Source organism: Streptomyces sp. NPDC006512, assembly GCF_040611935.1.
In the GTDB taxonomy this organism is placed as follows: Bacteria; Actinomycetota; Actinomycetes; order Streptomycetales; family Streptomycetaceae; genus Streptomyces.
On record NZ_JBEXPG010000012.1, the window covers coordinates 1 to 16,382 of the forward strand.

The 16,382-nt window shown below is 73.1% G+C and carries 17 protein-coding genes; 8 read left to right on the forward strand and 9 right to left on the reverse strand.

Going from position 1 to position 16,382, the window contains the following annotated elements; all coding sequences use genetic code 11:
• Window positions 1-98 precede the first annotated feature (98 nt).
• The 3 genes from ABZZ17_RS11130 to ABZZ17_RS11140 all read right to left on the reverse strand — a co-directional run bounded on the left by ABZZ17_RS11130 (window position 99) and on the right by ABZZ17_RS11140 (window position 3,484).
• Window positions 99-1,001, reverse strand: a complete 903-nt coding sequence (locus ABZZ17_RS11130) for a helix-turn-helix transcriptional regulator (protein WP_356874413.1) — start codon at window positions 999-1,001, stop codon at window positions 99-101.
• A gap of 1 nt (window position 1,002) precedes the next feature.
• Complete coding sequence (locus tag ABZZ17_RS11135) at window positions 1,003-1,920, reverse strand: DUF4097 family beta strand repeat-containing protein (RefSeq protein ID WP_356874415.1); 918 nt, start codon at window positions 1,918-1,920, stop codon at window positions 1,003-1,005.
• A 631-nt stretch (window positions 1,921-2,551) separates the two neighbouring features.
• Entirely contained in the window at window positions 2,552-3,484 is a 933-nt protein-coding gene (locus ABZZ17_RS11140) for a LysR family transcriptional regulator (RefSeq protein ID WP_356874417.1), read from the reverse strand.
• 207 nt (window positions 3,485-3,691) lie between these two features.
• On the opposite strand from ABZZ17_RS11140, the gene snpA reads away from it, so the two are divergent.
• Window positions 3,692-4,357, forward strand: a complete 666-nt coding sequence (gene snpA / locus ABZZ17_RS11145; RefSeq protein ID WP_356874419.1) for a snapalysin — start codon at window positions 3,692-3,694, stop codon at window positions 4,355-4,357.
• 259 nt (window positions 4,358-4,616) lie between these two features.
• Here snpA and ABZZ17_RS11150 read toward each other — a convergent pair whose 3' ends face one another.
• From ABZZ17_RS11150 to ABZZ17_RS11165, 4 genes are all read right to left on the reverse strand, one after another.
• Complete coding sequence (locus tag ABZZ17_RS11150; RefSeq protein ID WP_356874421.1) at window positions 4,617-5,201, reverse strand: dihydrofolate reductase family protein; 585 nt, start codon at window positions 5,199-5,201, stop codon at window positions 4,617-4,619.
• A gap of 102 nt (window positions 5,202-5,303) precedes the next feature.
• Complete coding sequence (locus ABZZ17_RS11155) at window positions 5,304-5,897, reverse strand: GNAT family N-acetyltransferase (RefSeq protein WP_356874423.1); 594 nt, start codon at window positions 5,895-5,897, stop codon at window positions 5,304-5,306.
• 119 nt (window positions 5,898-6,016) lie between these two features.
• Window positions 6,017-7,063, reverse strand: a complete 1,047-nt coding sequence (locus tag ABZZ17_RS11160; RefSeq protein ID WP_356874425.1) for a family 2 encapsulin nanocompartment cargo protein polyprenyl transferase — start codon at window positions 7,061-7,063, stop codon at window positions 6,017-6,019.
• Entirely contained in the window at window positions 7,063-8,469 is a 1,407-nt protein-coding gene (locus ABZZ17_RS11165) for a family 2B encapsulin nanocompartment shell protein (RefSeq protein ID WP_356874427.1), read from the reverse strand. The genes ABZZ17_RS11160 and ABZZ17_RS11165 overlap by 1 nt, the downstream gene beginning before the upstream one ends.
• Window positions 8,470-8,705: 236 nt before the next feature.
• Between ABZZ17_RS11165 and ABZZ17_RS11170 the strand changes: the two genes are divergently transcribed.
• The 4 genes from ABZZ17_RS11170 (at window position 8,706) to ABZZ17_RS11185 (ending at window position 12,221) form a co-directional block, all read left to right on the forward strand.
• The gene (locus ABZZ17_RS11170) at window positions 8,706-9,164 is read left to right on the forward strand and encodes an Rrf2 family transcriptional regulator (RefSeq protein WP_356874429.1); all 459 of its coding nucleotides are present in this window, start codon (window positions 8,706-8,708) and stop codon (window positions 9,162-9,164) included.
• Between the two features lie 170 nt (window positions 9,165-9,334).
• A complete protein-coding gene (locus tag ABZZ17_RS11175; protein WP_356874431.1) occupies window positions 9,335-10,531 on the forward strand; it encodes a globin domain-containing protein in 1,197 nt (398 codons plus the stop codon).
• A gap of 181 nt (window positions 10,532-10,712) precedes the next feature.
• Window positions 10,713-11,303, forward strand: a complete 591-nt coding sequence (locus tag ABZZ17_RS11180) for an N-acetylmuramoyl-L-alanine amidase (protein ID WP_356874433.1) — start codon at window positions 10,713-10,715, stop codon at window positions 11,301-11,303.
• A gap of 24 nt (window positions 11,304-11,327) precedes the next feature.
• Window positions 11,328-12,221: a pyridoxal-phosphate dependent enzyme gene (locus ABZZ17_RS11185; RefSeq protein WP_356874435.1), complete on the forward strand. Its 894-nt coding sequence runs from the start codon at window positions 11,328-11,330 to the stop codon at window positions 12,219-12,221.
• A gap of 85 nt (window positions 12,222-12,306) precedes the next feature.
• Here ABZZ17_RS11185 and ABZZ17_RS11190 read toward each other — a convergent pair whose 3' ends face one another.
• Window positions 12,307-13,890 (reverse strand): Na+/H+ antiporter, encoded by a 1,584-nt coding sequence (locus tag ABZZ17_RS11190; RefSeq protein ID WP_356874438.1) that lies wholly within the window; start codon window positions 13,888-13,890, stop codon window positions 12,307-12,309.
• 55 nt (window positions 13,891-13,945) lie between these two features.
• Here ABZZ17_RS11190 and ABZZ17_RS11195 point away from each other — a divergent pair, with 55 nt between their 5' ends.
• From ABZZ17_RS11195 to ABZZ17_RS11205, 3 genes are all read left to right on the forward strand, one after another.
• Window positions 13,946-14,206, forward strand: coding sequence for a UBP-type zinc finger domain-containing protein (locus ABZZ17_RS11195; protein ID WP_356874440.1), 261 nt, complete (start codon window positions 13,946-13,948; stop codon window positions 14,204-14,206).
• Window positions 14,207-14,420: 214 nt separating this feature from the next.
• A complete protein-coding gene (locus ABZZ17_RS11200) occupies window positions 14,421-14,834 on the forward strand; it encodes an anti-sigma regulatory factor (protein ID WP_008741530.1) in 414 nt (137 codons plus the stop codon).
• Window positions 14,835-14,845: 11 nt separating this feature from the next.
• Entirely contained in the window at window positions 14,846-15,835 is a 990-nt protein-coding gene (locus ABZZ17_RS11205; RefSeq protein WP_356874657.1) for an RNA polymerase sigma factor SigF, read from the forward strand.
• Between the two features lie 20 nt (window positions 15,836-15,855).
• Here ABZZ17_RS11205 and ABZZ17_RS11210 read toward each other — a convergent pair whose 3' ends face one another.
• A complete protein-coding gene (locus tag ABZZ17_RS11210; RefSeq protein WP_356874659.1) occupies window positions 15,856-16,248 on the reverse strand; it encodes a hypothetical protein in 393 nt (130 codons plus the stop codon).
• Window positions 16,249-16,382 lie beyond the last annotated feature (134 nt).

Genomic DNA, 16,382 nt, shown 5'->3' on the forward strand with positions numbered 1-16,382 from the left:
TCGGACCACGGAGGTACGTCCAGTACGAGCCGTGGCCCTCCGCCTTGAGATGCACCGCACCGGACGCCGCGACCCGGCAAACCTTCCCGGCCACGACACTAGGCGCCCGGGCGCAGGCCGGCCGCGATGCGGTGGGCGGCCGCCGCGAGGTGGGCGCGGGCCTCGGCCAGCTGGGCCGGGGTCACTCCGTGGTCGCGGGCCGCGTCGCGCACGTCGTCCCGGAAGCGGTCGAGCAGCCGGTCCAGGTCCCGCGCCGGGTCGGCGGTGGCCGCCAGGTCCTCGGCCCAGCCGTACTCCGGGGCCGGCGGCGCGCCCGCGGAACCGGCGGCCTGCCCGGCACTCCCGTGGCCGTTGCCGCCGCCCAGCCAGGCCCCGGCCAGGCTGCCCAGGACCCCGCCCGGCTTCGTGAACTGCTCCTGGAGCTGCGCCGCGATCCGCTGGACCTCCTCGCGGGCCCGCTCCTGCGCCTCCTTGGCCTGGCGGCGGGCCTGCTGGGCCTCCTCACGGGCCCGGCGGCTCTCGTCCTTCGCCCGGCGCGCCTGTTCCTTCCACTCGGCCTTCGCCTTGCGGAGCTCCTCCTTGGCCGCCTTCCAGGACTCGTCCTCGACCTGGGTGGCCGTCGCGGAGGCCGCGGCCCGCATTTCGCGCCGCAGGTCGCCGGCGGCGCCGCGTACGTCGTCCCGGATCTCGGCGGCCAGCTCGGACACGGAGTCGCGGATCTCCAGCTCCAGGTCGGCCAGCTCGCCCACGCGGTCGGCGAGTTCGGCGCGGCCGGCCTCGGTGATCGAGTACACCTTGCGCCCGCCCTCGGTGGCGTGGGTGACGAGACCCTCCGCCTCCAGCTTGGCGAGCCGCGGGTACACGGTGCCCGCGGAGGGCGCGTACAGGCCCTGGAAGCGCTCCTCCAGCAGGCGGATCACCTCGTACCCGTGGCGCGGGGCCTCGTCGAGGAGCTTGAGGAGGTAGAGGCGGAGACGGCCGTGGGCGAAGACGGGCGGCATGTCAGAGCACCTTCTTGTCGAGCTGGAGGGGGGCGTCGGCCTCCGCCTGCGGGCGGCGCAGCAGCGCGATGGAACCGGAGACCGTGGTGGCCCGCAGGGTGCCCGCGCCCGTACCGAGGGTGCCGGTGATCCGCTTCGCGCCGAGCTGGCCGGAGACGCGCAGGTCCTCGAAGGCGTTGGAGACGCCCCCGGTGGCGGTGTTGGCCTCGACCTTGGCGTCGGCGGGGTGCGGAAGCCGGATGGCGACCTCGCCGGAGACGGAGTTGAGGGAGATGTCGACCGGCTTCGGCGCGGCCGCGTCGGGGGCCAGGTCGATGAGCATGTCCCCGCTGACCGAGTCGGCCCGTACGCTGCCGCCCGCACCGTCGACCACCGTCAGCCCGCCGGAGACCGAGTGGAAACCGAGCTCACCCGTGACGGACTGGGCCTCGACGCTGCCGGAGACGGTGTGCGCCTTGACCCGGCCGGAGAGCCCGACGAGGGTCGCGTCGCCCGAGACGCCGTTGACGTCGACGGGGCCCGCGATGCCGGAGACGAACGCGGTGGCGCTGACGGCGGCCAGCTGGACGCGGGTGCCGGCGGGGACGGCGAGCGTGACGGTGACGCTGCGCTCCCAGGCCTTGCGGCCGTCCTCGGAGGCGCCCGACCAGGCCTTCCACGGCTTGCCCTCGAACCACTTCTTGAACCCCTGGGTGCCGTTCCAGGGGAGGTCCTCGTAGGACAGGGTGAGCGCGCCGTCCTCGTGCACGACGTGCAGCGGCGGCCCCTCCACCTCGGCCACCTCCAGCCGGGCCGGACCCTCGTCGGCGGCGACCACGTTGACCGTGCCGCCGACCACACGGACGCGCAGCTCCGTCACCGGCTGCTCGAAGGTGAGCTTCTGGGGCGCGGCGACGGACCAGGTCATCTGCTCTGTCATGGTGCTGCTCCTCCTCGTGGGCTGACGCACGCAACATATCGCGTCTCGTACGAACACGATATATCGCGGTCAAGGGAAGTCAAGCACCGCCACCCCGTGCCGGGGCCAGACGCGAAGCCCGCCCGGGAGCGCGAGCGCGCAACCGAAACCGAACCCGCGAGTCGCGGAGCAACCGGGACCGGGGCCGGGAGCGCGGAGCCACCAGGACCGGGGCCGGGAGAGCGCGGGCCGGGGCCGGGGACGGGGTGGGGTGTCGTCCGGGACTAAAACGTGATTTGTTGGCGCCCTGTCCCACCGGCAAAGGGGGCCCGGAGCAGGCGCCATAAATCATGCCCGTCCCGGACGACACCCCACCCCGGCACCGGCCCCGGCCCCACCCGCAGCCCCCGCACGACCCCGGCCCGGACCCCGCCGCTGCGCGGACCCGTCCCCGACCCGCCCTTCCACCGTTCCCGCCTCAAACGCCGACGGGGCTCACGACCGGGGGCCAGCCCGGCGAGGCTGAACACGGGACACCACCTCAGCCACCCCAAGCCCCGCCCCAGCCGGGGCAGCACCCCACCCGCCCTCCGCCCGGCCAGGGCAAGGGCAGACCCCACCCGACCCCCGCCCGGCCAGGGCAAGGTCAAGGTCAAGCCACCAGCAGCGAATTCCCGTGGTACCGCAGCCACGCCCGGTACGGCGGGGTGCTCAGGGCGACTTCGCGGTAGGCGGCCCGGAGGTCCTCGAAGACCTCCGCATGGGCGCCCGGCCGCGTCGCGAGGAGCAGCCGCACCGCCAGCGGGTCCCCCGAGATCGGCCGGATCGCCATGTCCTCCCGCGGCCCGGACGTCGGCTGGCAGGGGGCCACCGCCTCGCCGGAGACGATCAGCGAGGTCGCCGTGTGGTAGTCGGCGTGCAGGACCGGCGGGTCGAGCCCGGCCCCGGCGAACACCCGCCGCAGTCCGTCCCATTCGCCGTCGACGGAGGGGTCGACCATCCACCGGTCGCGCGCGAGGTCCTCTAACCTGACGATCGCCGACCGCGCCGCCGGATGGTCCGGGGACATGGACACGAACTGCGGCTCGCGTTCCATCAGGACGTGCAGTTGCAGTCCCGCCGGCACCCGTAGCGGGCTGCCCTCCACCTCGTGGACGAACGCCACGTCCAGCTGCCCGGCGTCCACCATCCGCAGCAGCGCATTGGCCGAGACGTCCACGACCAGCGAGGTTTCCGCGTCGGGGTGTCTTCGGTGGAGCCGGCGCAGCCACCCCGGCAGGGCCCGGCTCGCCGTGGAGCCGATCCGCAGCCGCGGCCCGTGCGCGGCGGCCCGCGCTTCGGCGACGAGCGCCGCCATCTCGGCGAGCAGCGGACGCGCCCGCCCGAGTACCGTGCGTCCGAACGGCGTTGGCCGGCATCCGGTGCGTTCGCGCAGGAACAGCTCTCCGTCCAGGGCCCGTTCGATCCGCCGCAGCTGGGTCGTCAGCGAGGGCTGGCTCACGCCGAGCTGCCGCGCCGCCTTGTGCAGGCTGCCGGCGTCGGCGATGGCGCACAGCGCGCGCAGGTGCCTCACCTCGAGCTCCATGCCCCGAGGGTAGGGCGGGGCCGGTGGGCCGCACCAGCCGCCGATAGCCCCCCGAATCCCGCCATTCTCACGCCAGTTGGCCTACCGAAAACCTCCCGATAGCCCGGCGTTATCGGGCTCTGACATCATCCGCCGGCCCCTTCCGCTCCCGCAGACTCCGGTACCGAACGACCACCCCCCACACCGGATGAGTAGGAGCTCCCCCACATGCGCCACTCCCGCAAGGCCACGCTGGCCACCGCTGTCGGTCTCGGCGTCGCCGCCGCGCTCGGCGGCATCGTCCCCTCCGCGAGCGCCGCGACCCCCGCCTCCCCCGCCGGCAGCCCCGCCAGCTACGCGGCGTACGAGCGGTCCCAGGAGAACTCGGCCGCCAACCGGGCCTTCTTCGAGGCCGTGCAGCGCTCGGTCGCCGAGCAGCGCGCGGCGAACCCGGGCGCCCTCGCGGTGACCGTCACCTACAACACCCGCAACGCGCCCAGCTTCCGTTCGCAGATAGCCAGTTCGACCCGGATCTGGAACGGCTCGGTGGCCAACGTCAAGCTGCAGGAGGTGTCCTCCGGCGGGAACTTCTCGTACTACGAGGGCAACGACTCGCGCGGCTCGTACGCGAGCACGGACGGGCACGGACGGGGTTACATCTTCCTGGACTACCGGCAGAACCAGCAGTACAACTCCACCCGGGTGACGGCGCACGAGACCGGTCACGTGCTGGGTCTGCCGGACCACTACTCGGGTCCGTGCAGCGAGCTGATGTCGGGCGGCGGCCCGGGCACCTCGTGCACGAACGCCAACCCGAACAGTGCCGAGCGGGCGCGCGTGAACCAGTTGTGGGCGAACGGCCTGGTGGCGTCGGGCCTCGGCTCGAAGGGCTGATCCGGCCGGTCCTCCCGGGGGCTAGACCCCCGGGGGGACGCGGCGCGGGCACCGCGGGTCCCGGCAGGGGCCCGGACCCCATTGCGGTACGAAGACCCCGAGGGACTTGTGCCGCCTGACCACCGTTGCGACGGGGCTCCCGCAGCCCGGGCACGTCTGCTGCTCGTGCCCGGCCTGCGGAGCGGCCCGCTCGTGCGCGCGCTGCTCCTGGTAACCGGCCATGCCTCCACGGTAGGCCGGTTTTCGCCCTTGCGGCGAGTCAGCGCTTGACGGTGTAGCTGCTGATGATCTGGCCGCCGCCGAGGACGGTGGCGCCGGTCAGCTCCAGCGGGCGCACGCCGAATCCGGCCCGGGACATCGGCATGCCCGTGCCGACGACGACCGGGTAGGTCTTGACGATGTACTCGTCGATCTCGTCGGCCAGCTGCCCGGCGAGGTCCGCCCCGCCGCACAGCCAGATGCCGAGCCCGTCCTGCGCCTTCATCTCACGGACCTTGGCGACGACGTCGCCGCTGATCAGCCGCACCTGCGGGTCGGGCGCCTCGGCGAGGGAGCGCGAGACGACGTACTGCTCGCGCATGTGCCCGTAGGGGCTGGCCAGGCCGGCCTTGAGGCCCGGTTCGTAGGTGCCGCGGCCCATGAGGACCGCGTCGAAGCGCTTCGGGGCCGCGTCCTCGATCCCGAGCTGCGCGCGTCCTGCGGCGGAGACCGTCTCCGGGTACTCGGCCGTCAGGTGGGCGATGAACTCCGGGTCGAGGTGGGCGTAGAGGAAATCGGCATCGCCGTCCGGGGCTCCGATGAACCCGTCGACGGTGGTGGCGATGAAGTACGTGAGCTTGCGCAAGCGAGTCTCTTCCGTTGGACGGTGCCACCGCTCCGGGGCACGTCGATGAAAGTACTTCACCTGAAGTACTTTGCCAAGAGCCATTTCGCGGGGCCGCGCACCTCACCCCTGTGGCTTGCGCCACATCGGCCACATCAGCGGCCCGTCGGGCAGCCGTACCGCCTCGCCCGTGAACTCCCAGCCGAGCCGCTCGTACAGCCGCCTGCTGCGCTCGCTGCTCGCCTCCAGGTACGCGGGCACCCCCTCGCGGTCGCAGCGCTCCAGCACCGGCCGCATCAGCTCGGTGCCCAGCCCCTCGCCCTGGCGGCCCGGCGCGACGGCGATCATCAGCAGGTACTCGTGTTCCTCGGCGGTCGGGTGCACCTCCCCGGTGAGCCGGCCGACCAGTTCGCAGCGCTCGTTGCCGGGGTCGGCCACCGCGCGCATCTTCGCCGGGACCTCGTCCTCGCCCTCCGGCTCGCCGGCCGGGACCCGCAGCCACAGCGCCGCCGCCGAGCCGTCCTCCGTACGGTCGATCCGGCCCTCGGCCAGCGCCACGTCCACGAACACCCCGAGGAACCTGCCGTGCACGGCGGCCCGGTGCTCCGGGTCGGGGAAGACCCACGTGCTCACCGGGTCGTCACGGAAGGCCTCGTCCAGCAGCCGTGCGACCGCGTCCCGGTCGGACCGGTCCGCCCGGCGTATCTCCAGCACCACAGGTAGCACCCTTCACTCACGCGTCAACAACCGTGAGTGATCCTAGAGTTGGCCCACCGGCACGGTAAGGCCCGTTCCGGCACCCCCAGGTACCGGAACGGGCCTTGCGCGCACTCCCGCTACTTGGTGCGGCGCGTGACGAACTCCGCCAGCGCCAGCAGGCCGCCCGCCGCGCCGAGGTCCGGAACGGCCCGGGACAGCTCCTGCACCGCGCGGCCCATCCGGTCGGCGGCATGGGCCTGCGCCCAGTCACGGCCGCCGGCCCGCTCCACCGCCCGGGCCGCCTCGCGCACGTCGTCCCCGGTCATGGGGCCCGCGTACAGGGCGGCCAGGTCGGCCCCCGCCGCGGTGCCCGAGGTGAGCGCGGCCACGACCGGGAGGGACTTCTTGCGGGCGATCAGGTCGGCCCCGGCCGGCTTGCCCGTGTGCCCCGGGTCGCCCCAGATGCCGATCAGGTCGTCGATCAGCTGGAAGGCCAGCCCGGCCTCCCGGCCGAAGGCGTCCATCGCGTCGACCTCCTCCGGCCCGGCCCCCGCGTACAGCGCGCCCAGCGCGCACGCGCAGCCCAGGAGGGCCCCGGTCTTGGCCGTCGCCATCGTCAGGCACTCGTCGAGGGAGACGTCCGGCCGCTCCTCGAAGGCGCAGTCCGCCTGCTGCCCCGCGCACAGCTCGATGACGCAGGCCGCGAGCCGGGCCGAGGCCGGCGCCGATGCCGGGTGCGGGTCCTCGGCGAGCAGCCGCAGCGCGAGCGCCATCATGGCGTCGCCCGTGATGATCGCGTCCGGTACGCCGAAGACGGTCCACGCCGTGGGACGCCCGCGCCGCCGGACATCGTTGTCGATGACGTCGTCGTGCAGCAGCGTGAAGTTGTGCGCCAGCTCCACGGCCACCGCCGCCCGCACCGCGTCCTCGGCGACCTCGGGCGCGGCGCCCAGGGCCTGCGCCGAGGCCAGCACGAGCGCCGGCCGGATGGCCTTGCCCGCGTTGCCCTCGGCCGGGGTGCCGTCCGCGTCCTGCCAGCCGAAGTGGTACATCGCCACGTTCCGCATGGAGCCGGGCAGGCTCTCGACCGTCCGGCGCAGCCGGGGGTTGACCGTTTCTCTCGTGCGTTCCAGCAGGGCCCCGGCGTCCTGCCCCTCACCCGTGGCGAGGGCGTTGGCAGTCATCAGGGCCAGCGGCCGATCTCGACGTTCTCCAGGACGCCGAGCGCGTCCGGCACCAGCACCGCGGCGGAGAAGTAGGCGGTGACCAGGTAGGAGATGATCGCCTGCTCGCTGATGCCCATGAAGCGCACCGACAGGCTCGGCTCGATCTCGTCCGGGATCCCGGGCTGGTGCAGGCCGATCACGCCCTGCTCCTCCTGGCCGGTGCGCATGCACAGGATCGAGGTCGTGCGGGCGTCGCTCACCGGGATCTTGTTGGACGGGAAGATCGGCACGCCGCGCCAGGAGGGCACCCGGTGTCCGCCGATCTCGACCGACTCCGGGTACAGGCCGCGCTTGTTGCACTCGCGGCCGAAGGCGGCGATGGCCTTGGGGTGGGCGAGGAACAGCTTGGATCCGCGCCGCATGCTGAGCAGCTGGTCCATGTCGTCGGGGGTGGGCGCGCCGTCGTGGGGCTGGATGCGCTGGTCGTAGTCGGCGTTGTGGAGCAGGCCGAAGTCGCGGTTGTTGAGCATCTCGTGCTCCTGGCGCTCGCGCAGCGCCTCGACCGTGAGCCGCAACTGCTGCTCGGTCTGGTTCATCGGCTGGTTGTACAGGTCGGCGACGCGGGTGTGCACGCGCAGGACCGTTTGTGCAATGGAGAGCTCGTACTCGCGGGGCCGGGCGTCGTAGTCGACGAAGGTGCCGGGGAGGACGGCCTCGCCCTCGTGGCCGGCGGAGAGGTCGATCGCGGCCTCGCCGTACTTGTTGGTGCGCTGCTCGGGCATCGTCCGTACGTGGTCGATGTGCGCGCGCAGGGACTCGACGCGGTCGGCGAGGAGCTGGAAGTCCTGGCGGGAGAGGACGAGGGCGGTGCCGGAGGTGGCGGCGCGGGCGGTGTACTCCCAGATCGCCTCCTCGTCGGTGAGGGAGTCCTCGCCGAAGTAGGCGCCGTCGGCGACGGTGCGCAGCACCGCGTCGTCTCCGTAGGGGCCGGGGCCGATCTGGTCGACGCGGCCGTGGGCGAGGAGGAACACCTGGTCGGAGGTGTTGCCGAAGGAGGTGAGCTCCTCTCCGGCCGCGAAGTCGATCTGCCGGCACCGGGCGGCGAGTTCGGTGAGGACGTCCTCGTCGTCGTAGTCGCGCAGCAGCGGGAGTTCACCGAGTTCGGCCGGGATGACCTGGACCTGGGTCCCGGTCTTGATGAACTCCACGCGCCCGTCGCCGACCGAGTAGCTCAGCCGGCGGTTGACGCGGTACGTGCCGCCCTGGACCGAGACCCACGGGAGCATCTTCAGCAGCCACCGCGAGGTGATCTCCTGCATCTGCGGCGCGGACTTGGTCGTGGTTGCCAAGTTCCGTGCGGCCGAAGTGCCGAGACTGCGCTGCGGTGTCTGGGCTTCGGTTTCGGAACCTGCCTGGACCGACATGTCTTTCCCTTTCGATCACTCCATGGATCTGCGGTACGAAAGGCTGTCAGTACGCAACGTGGCCGGACCATTACACAAAAGGGTGGGACTACTCCGTGTGGGTGTGGGCATCCTCTGCGGTCGGTTTCTTCGCGCGCTCCGCCCCGGACCCACTGTTTCCGGCCACCTCGCGCGCACCGCCGCCGCGCACCTGTTTTTAATTTGCATCGCGGATGCAAGGTTTCTAGGCTGGGGGCATGCGGCTGACCCGATTCACCGACCTGGCGCTGCGCGTGCTGATGCGCCTGGCCGTCGAGGAGACGGACCTCCCCACGACCCGCGAAGTGGCGGCGACCATGGAGGTTCCGTACACGCACACCGCCAAGGTGGTCGCCAGGCTCCAGCACCTCGGACTGGTCGAGGCCCGGCGGGGCCGGGGCGGCGGGCTCGCGCTCACCGCCTCCGGACGCGCCGCGTCGGTGGGCGGGGTGGTGCGCGAACTGGAGGGCGCCGGTGACGTCGTCGACTGCGACGGCAGCACTCCGTGCCCGCTGCGGAACGCGTGCGTCCTGCGGGGCGCGCTGCGCCGGGCGCAGGAAGCGTTCTTCGCCGCGCTGGACCCGCTGACGGTGAACGACCTGGTGGCGGCCCCGACGGGACCGCTGCTACTGGGCCTGTCGGGCGGATCCGGCGCCGGGGCGGCCGGCCCCGCCTGAGGCCGGGCCGAAAGTCCCGCCGGTGCGGGCCGGATGGCCGGTTCGGTCCCCTGTTCCGCCGCCCTAGGCTGAGGCCGAAGGGCCTCCCGAACAAACGTCCGCACTACTGCGGGCCTTTTTTCGGGGCTTGAATATGCATGTCACATGCCAATTAACTGCGAGGAGCTCCCATGCTGTCCGAGAAGTCGACCGCGACCGTACGCGCCACCCTGCCCGCCGTCGGGGCGGCGATCGGCGACATCACGGAGCTCTTCTACACCAAGCTGTTCGCGGCCCACCCGGAGCTGCTCCGCGACCTGTTCAACCGCGGCAACCAGAGCGCCGGCCTCCAGAAGCAGGCCCTGGCCGGCTCGATCGCCGCCTTCGCGACCCACCTCGTCGAGAACCCCGGCACCCGCCCCGACGTGATGCTCGGCCGCATCGCCCACAAGCACGCCTCCCTCGGCGTCACCCGCGAGCAGTACCCGGTCGTCCGCACCCACCTCTTCGAGGCCATCGCCGAGATCCTCGGCGAGGCCGTCACGCCCGAGGTCGCCGAAGCGTGGGACGAGGTCTACTGGCTGATGGCGAACGCCCTCGTCAGCATCGAGGAGCGCCTCTACGCCGAGCAGCGGGTCCTCGCCGGGGACGTGTGGCGGGAGTGGACCGTCGCCGCGCGGGTCGAGGAGACCGCCGACTGCACCACCTTCCACCTGACCCCTGCCGACGGCGCCCCCGCGCCCGGCTTCCGGCCCGGCCAGTACGTCTCCGTCCAGGTCGAACTCGCCGACGGGGCCCGCCAGATCCGCCAGTACAGCCTCTCCAGCGCCCCCGGCTCGCCGGTCCGCTCGATCACCGTCAAGCGCGTCCACGGCCCGGCCGCCGGCGGCCCCGACGGCGAGGTCTCCAACCACCTGCACGCCCGGGTCCGCACGGGCGACCGGCTCCGCGTCTCCGCCCCCTACGGCGACCTCGTCCTGCGGGACGGCTCCGCGCCCGTGCTGCTCGCCTCGGCCGGCATCGGCTGCACCCCGATGCTGTCGATGCTGGAACACCTGGCCGACACCGGGCACGCCGCGCCGGTCACCGTGCTGCACGCCGACCGCTCCCCCGCCGACCACGCGCTGCGGGCCGACCACCGCGCCCTCACCCACAAGCTCGCCGACGCCTCGGCCCGGTTCTGGTACGAGGAGGAGGCGGAGCCGGGCGACCGCGCCGGCCGCGTCGACCTGGCGGACGTCCCGGTCGCCCCCGGCACCCGGGCCTACCTGTGCGGGCCGCTGCCCTTCATGCGGGCGGTGCGCGGGCAGCTGATCGCCAAGGGCGTGCCCGCCTCGGACATCCACTACGAGGTGTTCGGCCCGGACCTGTGGCTGGCGTCGGCCTGACGGTCCGGCCGCCCGACCGCCGACCGCGCGGCGCGGCCTGCCGGCCGGCCTGATCCACTGGCCGGATCGGCTCGCTCGCCGTACGAGAGCCCTAGCCCCGGAAGGGCCGCCTCCACTACACCGGAACGTAACGAGGCGCACACACACGGTGTCCGCCTCACGCACCGCAAAGGAGGCGGCCATGGCCGCACCCATGTCCGCGGACCGCTTCGTCGCCGCCCTCCGGGGCGAGGGCCTGACCGTCGTCGAGGTCGGTTCCTGGCGCACCCACAACCGCAACCACAAGGGCCCCTGGGGGCCCGTGCACGGCGTGATGATCCACCACACCGTCACGCGCGGCACCCCGTACACCGTCGCCCTCTGCCGCGACGGCGACGCGGCCCTCCCGGGCCCGCTGTGCCACGGCGTGATCGCCAAGGACGGCCGGGTCCACCTCGTCGGGTACGGCCGGGCCAACCACGCCGGAGCCGGCGACTCCGACGTCCTCGCCGCGGTCATCGCCGAGAAGCGGCTGCCCGCCGACCACGACGCGGACACCGACGGCAACCGCCACTTCTACGGCTTCGAGTGCGAGAACCTCGGCGACGGCGAAGACCCCTGGCCCGCCGTCCAGCTCGACGCCATCGCCCGCGCGGCGGCCGCCGTCTGCCGCGCCCACGCCTGGACCGCCCGCTCCGTCATCGGCCACCTCGAATGGCAGCCCGGCAAGATCGACCCCAAGGGCTTCACGATGAACTCGATGCGGGCCCGCGTCACCGAACGCCTCAAGTGACCCCGCCCGGCCGACAATGAACGGGTGACCCACCCCGAACTGCGCCCCCGCCCGCCGTCCCCGCTGGTCGAGGCGCCCGACGAACGCTTCGCCGCGCACGGCGTCCGGCTCCTGCTCAAGCGGGACGACCTGGTGCACCCGGAGCTGCCCGGCAACAAGTGGCGCAAGCTCGCGCCCAACCTCCGGGCCGCCCTGGACGCGGGCCACGACCACCTCGTCACCTTCGGCGGCGCCTACTCCAACCACCTGCGGGCCACCGCCGCCGCCGGCCGGCTGCTCGGGCTGCGCACCACCGGTGTCGTGCGCGGGGACGAACTGGCCGGCCGGCCCCTCAACGGCTCGCTCGCCCGGTGCGCGGCGGACGGGATGGGCCTGCACTTCGCGACCCGCTCCGACTACCGCCGCAAGACCGAGCCGGGGACACGGGACCGGCTGCTCGCCCGGGCCGGCGCCGAGGGCGCGTACGTCGTCCCCGAGGGCGGCAGCAACGCGCTCGCCCTGCGGGGCTGCGCCGAGCTCGGCCGCGAGCTGCGCGGCCGCGCGGACGTCGTGGCCGTGGCCTGCGGTACGGGTGGCACCCTGGCCGGCCTCGCGGCCGGCCTCGGCACCGGCCAGCGGGCCCTCGGAGTACCGGTCCTCGCGGGCGGTTTCCTGGGGGCGGAGATACGTTCCCTCCAGGCGGCCGCCTTCGGGGGCCCGGCCGGTGACTGGAGCCTGGCCGAGGGCTTCGACCACGGCGGCTACGCCCGCGTCCCGGCCGCCCTGGACGCCTTCGCCGCCGACTTCGCCTCCCGCCACGGCTTCCCGGTCGAGCGGATCTACGTGGCCAAACTGCTCTGGGCCCTGGCCGCCCTCACCGAGTCGGGAGCCTTCCCGCCGGGCACCACCCTGGCCGCCGTCATCACGGGCCGGCCCTGACCCGCCGCGTCCGCGGCGGAGGGGGCGCCGCCCCGGACCGGCCCCCACGCCGGCGGGGGAGGCCCCGGCTCCCCCGGACGCGGGGTCAGGCCGACTCCTCCCGGTAGGCCGCGGCCTCCTCCAGGTCCAGCCGGCGCAGCAGCGCGCGCAGCATCTCGTCGTCGATCCGCCGTGCGTCGCGCAGGGTCACGAACACCTCCCGCTCGGCCCCGATCATCTCCCGGGCGAGCCTGCGGTAGACGTCGTCGGCCGACTCCCCCGTCTGCGGGTTGACCTCGCCGAGGCGCTCCCACACCGCGTTGCGGCGGCGTTCGAGCACCGTGCGCAGCCGGTCCACCAGCGGTGACGGGAGGGCGTTGTGGTCCGTGTCCTCCAGCAGTTCCGCCAGCCGTTCCTCGGCCGCCCGCGAGGCCTCGCTCTGCGCCTGCGCCTCGGCGAGGGTCTCGGCGTGGACGTCGCGGGGCGGCAGTTTCAGCAGCTTGATCAGCGGCGGCAGGGTCAGGCCCTGGACGACCAGGGTCCCGATGACCGTCGTGAAGGTGAGGAAGAGGATGAGGTTGCGGTGGGGGACGTCCAGCGGCACGGAGAAGGCGATCGCCAGCGACACGACCCCGCGCATGCCGGCCCAGCCCACGACCACCGGGGCCTTCCAGTTGGTCTCCGGCTCCCGCCGCCGGATCCGCTCGGACAGCCAGCGCGGTACGAACGTCGCCGGGAACACCCACACGAACCGCGAGACCACCACCACGAGGAACACCACGACCGCGTACCAGGCGGCGGAGGGCCCCTGGTACTCCCCCAGCCCCTTGAGGACCACCGGCAGCTGGAGTCCGATCAGCGCGAAGACCACCGACTCCAGGACGAAGGCGACCACCTTCCACACCGCCTCCTCCTGGAGCCGGGTCGCGAAGTCGACCTGCCAGTTCCGGTGGCCGATGTACAGGGCGACGACGACCACCGCCAGCACTCCCGAGGCGTGCACCCGCTCGGCCGCCGCGTACGCCACGAACGGGATCAGCAGCGACAGGGTGTTCTGCAGGAGGGGCTCCTTCAGCCGCTTGCGCAGCTGGTGGATCGGCACCATCAGCAGCAGGCCCACGCCGACCCCGCCGACGGACGCCAGCAGGAACTCCGCCAGAGCGCCGGCCCAGCCCGCGCTGACCCCGACCGCCGCGGCGAGGGCCACCTTGTAGGCGGTGATGGCGGTGGCGTCGTTGACCAGCGACTCGCCCTGGAGGATGGTCGTGATCCGGTTCGGCAGCCCGAGCTTGCGGGCGATCGCGGTCGCCGCCACCGCGTCCGGCGGCGCGATCACCGCCCCCAGCACCAGCGCCACCGGCAGCGACAGCCCCGGCACGACCAGGTAGGCCGCGTACCCGACGGCCAGCGTCGCGAAGAGCACGTACCCGACGGACAGCAGCGCGACCGGCCTGATGTTGGCGCGCAGGTCCAGGTACGAACTGTCCACGGCGGCCGTGTGCAGCAGCGGCGGCAGCAGCAGGGGCAGCACGATGTGCGGGTCGAGGACGTACGCCGGCACGCCCGGCACGTACGCCGCCACCAGTCCGACCGCGACCAGCAGCAGCGGCGCCGGCACCGGTGTCCGGCGGGCCAGCCCCGCGACGGCCGCGCTGGCCGCCACCAGCGCCACCAGCGGCAATACCTCCATGACGTTCCACCCTCATCGCGTCGTGCACCCGCAGCCTGGTCGTACGCTGGCCATCATGAGCGAGTGCACCCACGTTGCAGAACTGCCGCGCCCCGAGCCCGTCCCTCATGCGCTGACCTGCCCGGAATGTGAGGTGCTCGGCAGCCATCCGGTGCAGTTGCGGATGTGTCTCCAGTGCGGATACGTGGCGTGCTGCGATTCCTCCCCGTACCGTCATGCCACCGCGCACCACCAGGAGTCCGGCCATCCGGTGATGCGGAGCTACGAGCCGGGGGAGACCTGGCGGTGGTGTTTTGTCGACGGTTCGATCGTCTGAAGCGGGGTAGGTCAACCCTCCGCCGGTTCCCCCGAATTGGGCCCGCAGACCCCTAGCCACTGTGCGTACCCATGGGCTTACCATCAGTCACTGGACGCACGGCCGGCCGGCCCGGGCGCCCCGAAAGGGGTGCCGTGAGGGGTGCCGCGACACGATCACCCGGATCGCGATAGCGTCACCGGCGAACAGAGCTCGTACCACCTTGGAGGTGAGGGTGTCCCAGATCGCAGGCGAGCCCGGGACCCAGGACTTCGTGGAAGTCCGGCTGCCCGCTGCGGGTGCCTACCTGTCCGTGCTGCGAACGGCCACGGCCGGCCTCGCAGCCCGTTTGGACTTCACTCTCGACGAGATCGAGGACCTCCGCATCGCGGTGGACGAGGCCTGCGCGATCCTGCTCCAGCAGGCCGTGCCCGGCTCCGTCCTCAGCTGCGTCTTCCGGCTGGTGGACGATTCGCTGGAGGTGACCGTCTCGGCGCCGACCACCGACGGCCGCGCACCGGAGCGCGACACGTTCGCGTGGACGGTGCTGTCGGCCCTGGCCGGCAAGGTCGAGGCGACGGTCGAGGAGAACCGGACAGTGAGCATCAGTCTCTACAAACAGCGCGGCGCGGGGCCAGGCCCGGCGTGAGCGGCGGGGAGATCCCGGTGCGGGGCGGGGATCGGCCCCGGGTACGGCACGAGGTCGACGGCGGCATCCCGGAGCAGCAGCACGCCCGGCCGCACCCGGCTGACGCGGATGCGGAAGACGGCTTTTTGGACTCGGCGGAGCGACGGGCGGGCCCTATGAGCGAGAACCAGCACGACCAACCACAGCCACCGGAGGCCGCTGCCACGGCCCCGGCGGCACCGGCTCCGCCGCTGGCGCTGCCGGATCCGCGGGACCGCAGCGGAGCGCGGGCCCTGTTCTTCGAGCTGCGCGAGCTGCCCGAGGGCTCGCCGGAACGCGCCGAGTTGCGCAACCGGCTGGTCCGGATGCACCTCCCGCTGGTCGAGCACCTGGCCCGGCGGTTCCGCAACCGCGGGGAGCCGCTGGACGACCTGACGCAGGTCGCGACCATCGGCCTGATCAAGTCGGTCGACCGGTTCGACCCGGACCGCGGGGTCGAGTTCTCGACGTACGCCACGCCCACGGTCGTCGGCGAGATCAAGCGGCACTTCCGTGACAAGGGCTGGGCGGTACGCGTCCCCCGGCGGCTGCAGGAGCTGCGGCTGTCGCTGACCACGGCGACGGCCGAGCTGTCGCAGCAGCACGGCCGCTCCCCGACGGTCCACGAGCTGGCCGAACGGCTCGGGATCTCCGAGGAGGAGGTGCTGGAGGGGCTGGAATCGGCCAATGCCTACAGCACGCTCTCCCTGGACGTCCCGGACACGGACGACGAGTCCCCGGCGGTCGCGGACACGCTGGGTTCGGAGGACGAGGCGCTGGAGGGCGTCGAGTACCGCGAGTCCCTCAAGCCGCTGCTGGAGGGGCTGCCGCCGCGGGAGAAGCGGATCCTGCTGCTGCGGTTCTTCGGCAACATGACCCAGTCGCAGATCGCGCAGGAGGTCGGCATCTCCCAGATGCACGTGTCCCGTCTGCTGGCCCGCACGCTGGCGCAGCTCCGGGAGAAGCTCCTCGTCGAGGAGTAGGGGTCAGGGAGCGGGAGGGGTCATCGGGCCTGTTCGCCGGGCCCGATGCCGAGCGCCTCGGTGGCCGTCGGGTTCACGAGCAGGGCGCCGACGGCGACGGCGGTCAGGGCCAGGGCCACCGCGGCGGCGGTCATCGCGCCGCCGGTGGTCCACAGGGTCCACGCCACCGGCATCGCCATCAGCTGGGTGATCAGTGCCGGGCCGCGGCTCCAGCGGCGGCCCAGGCGCAGTCCGCGCGCGGCGATCAGCGGGAGCGCGGCGAGCGCGAGCAGGGTCACTCCCCCGGTCTCGGCCTGCTGCGGGGAGTCGGGGTCCCCGGCGATGCCGACGAACAGCATGTAGACGCCGAGGCCGGCCAGGGCCAGCCCCTCCAAAGCGGTGAGCACGGCGGCGGCGGTGAGCCGGCCGGGCAGCGCCGCGGGGGCGGCGGGCGCGGCGGGCTCCGGGGCCCGCTTCGCGGTCGGCTTGGCGGTCGGCTTCGGGCGCGGCTTCTTACTCACCTCAGCAGGGTAGCCGCGCGCCGTCGGCGCGGGACGGGACGGTCGGT

Excerpts from the sequence above, each read along its gene's own strand:
- ABZZ17_RS11170 (WP_356874429.1), top strand. The coding sequence starts at position 8,706 with ATGCGGCTGACCCGATTCACCGACCTGGCGCTGCGCGTGCTGATGCGC.
- ABZZ17_RS11160 (WP_356874425.1), bottom strand. The coding sequence starts at position 7,063 with ATGACTGCCAACGCCCTCGCCACGGGTGAGGGGCAGGACGCCGGGGCC.
- ABZZ17_RS11130 (WP_356874413.1), bottom strand. The coding sequence starts at position 1,001 with ATGCCGCCCGTCTTCGCCCACGGCCGTCTCCGCCTCTACCTCCTCAAG.
- ABZZ17_RS11195 (WP_356874440.1), top strand. The coding sequence starts at position 13,946 with ATGAGCGAGTGCACCCACGTTGCAGAACTGCCGCGCCCCGAGCCCGTC.
- ABZZ17_RS11135 (WP_356874415.1), bottom strand. The coding sequence starts at position 1,920 with ATGACAGAGCAGATGACCTGGTCCGTCGCCGCGCCCCAGAAGCTCACC.
- ABZZ17_RS11190 (WP_356874438.1), bottom strand. The coding sequence starts at position 13,890 with ATGGAGGTATTGCCGCTGGTGGCGCTGGTGGCGGCCAGCGCGGCCGTC.
- snpA (WP_356874419.1), top strand. The coding sequence starts at position 3,692 with ATGCGCCACTCCCGCAAGGCCACGCTGGCCACCGCTGTCGGTCTCGGC.
- ABZZ17_RS11140 (WP_356874417.1), bottom strand. The coding sequence starts at position 3,484 with ATGGAGCTCGAGGTGAGGCACCTGCGCGCGCTGTGCGCCATCGCCGAC.
- ABZZ17_RS11175 (WP_356874431.1), top strand. The coding sequence starts at position 9,335 with ATGCTGTCCGAGAAGTCGACCGCGACCGTACGCGCCACCCTGCCCGCC.
- ABZZ17_RS11165 (WP_356874427.1), bottom strand. The coding sequence starts at position 8,469 with ATGTCGGTCCAGGCAGGTTCCGAAACCGAAGCCCAGACACCGCAGCGC.
- ABZZ17_RS11180 (WP_356874433.1), top strand. The coding sequence starts at position 10,713 with ATGGCCGCACCCATGTCCGCGGACCGCTTCGTCGCCGCCCTCCGGGGC.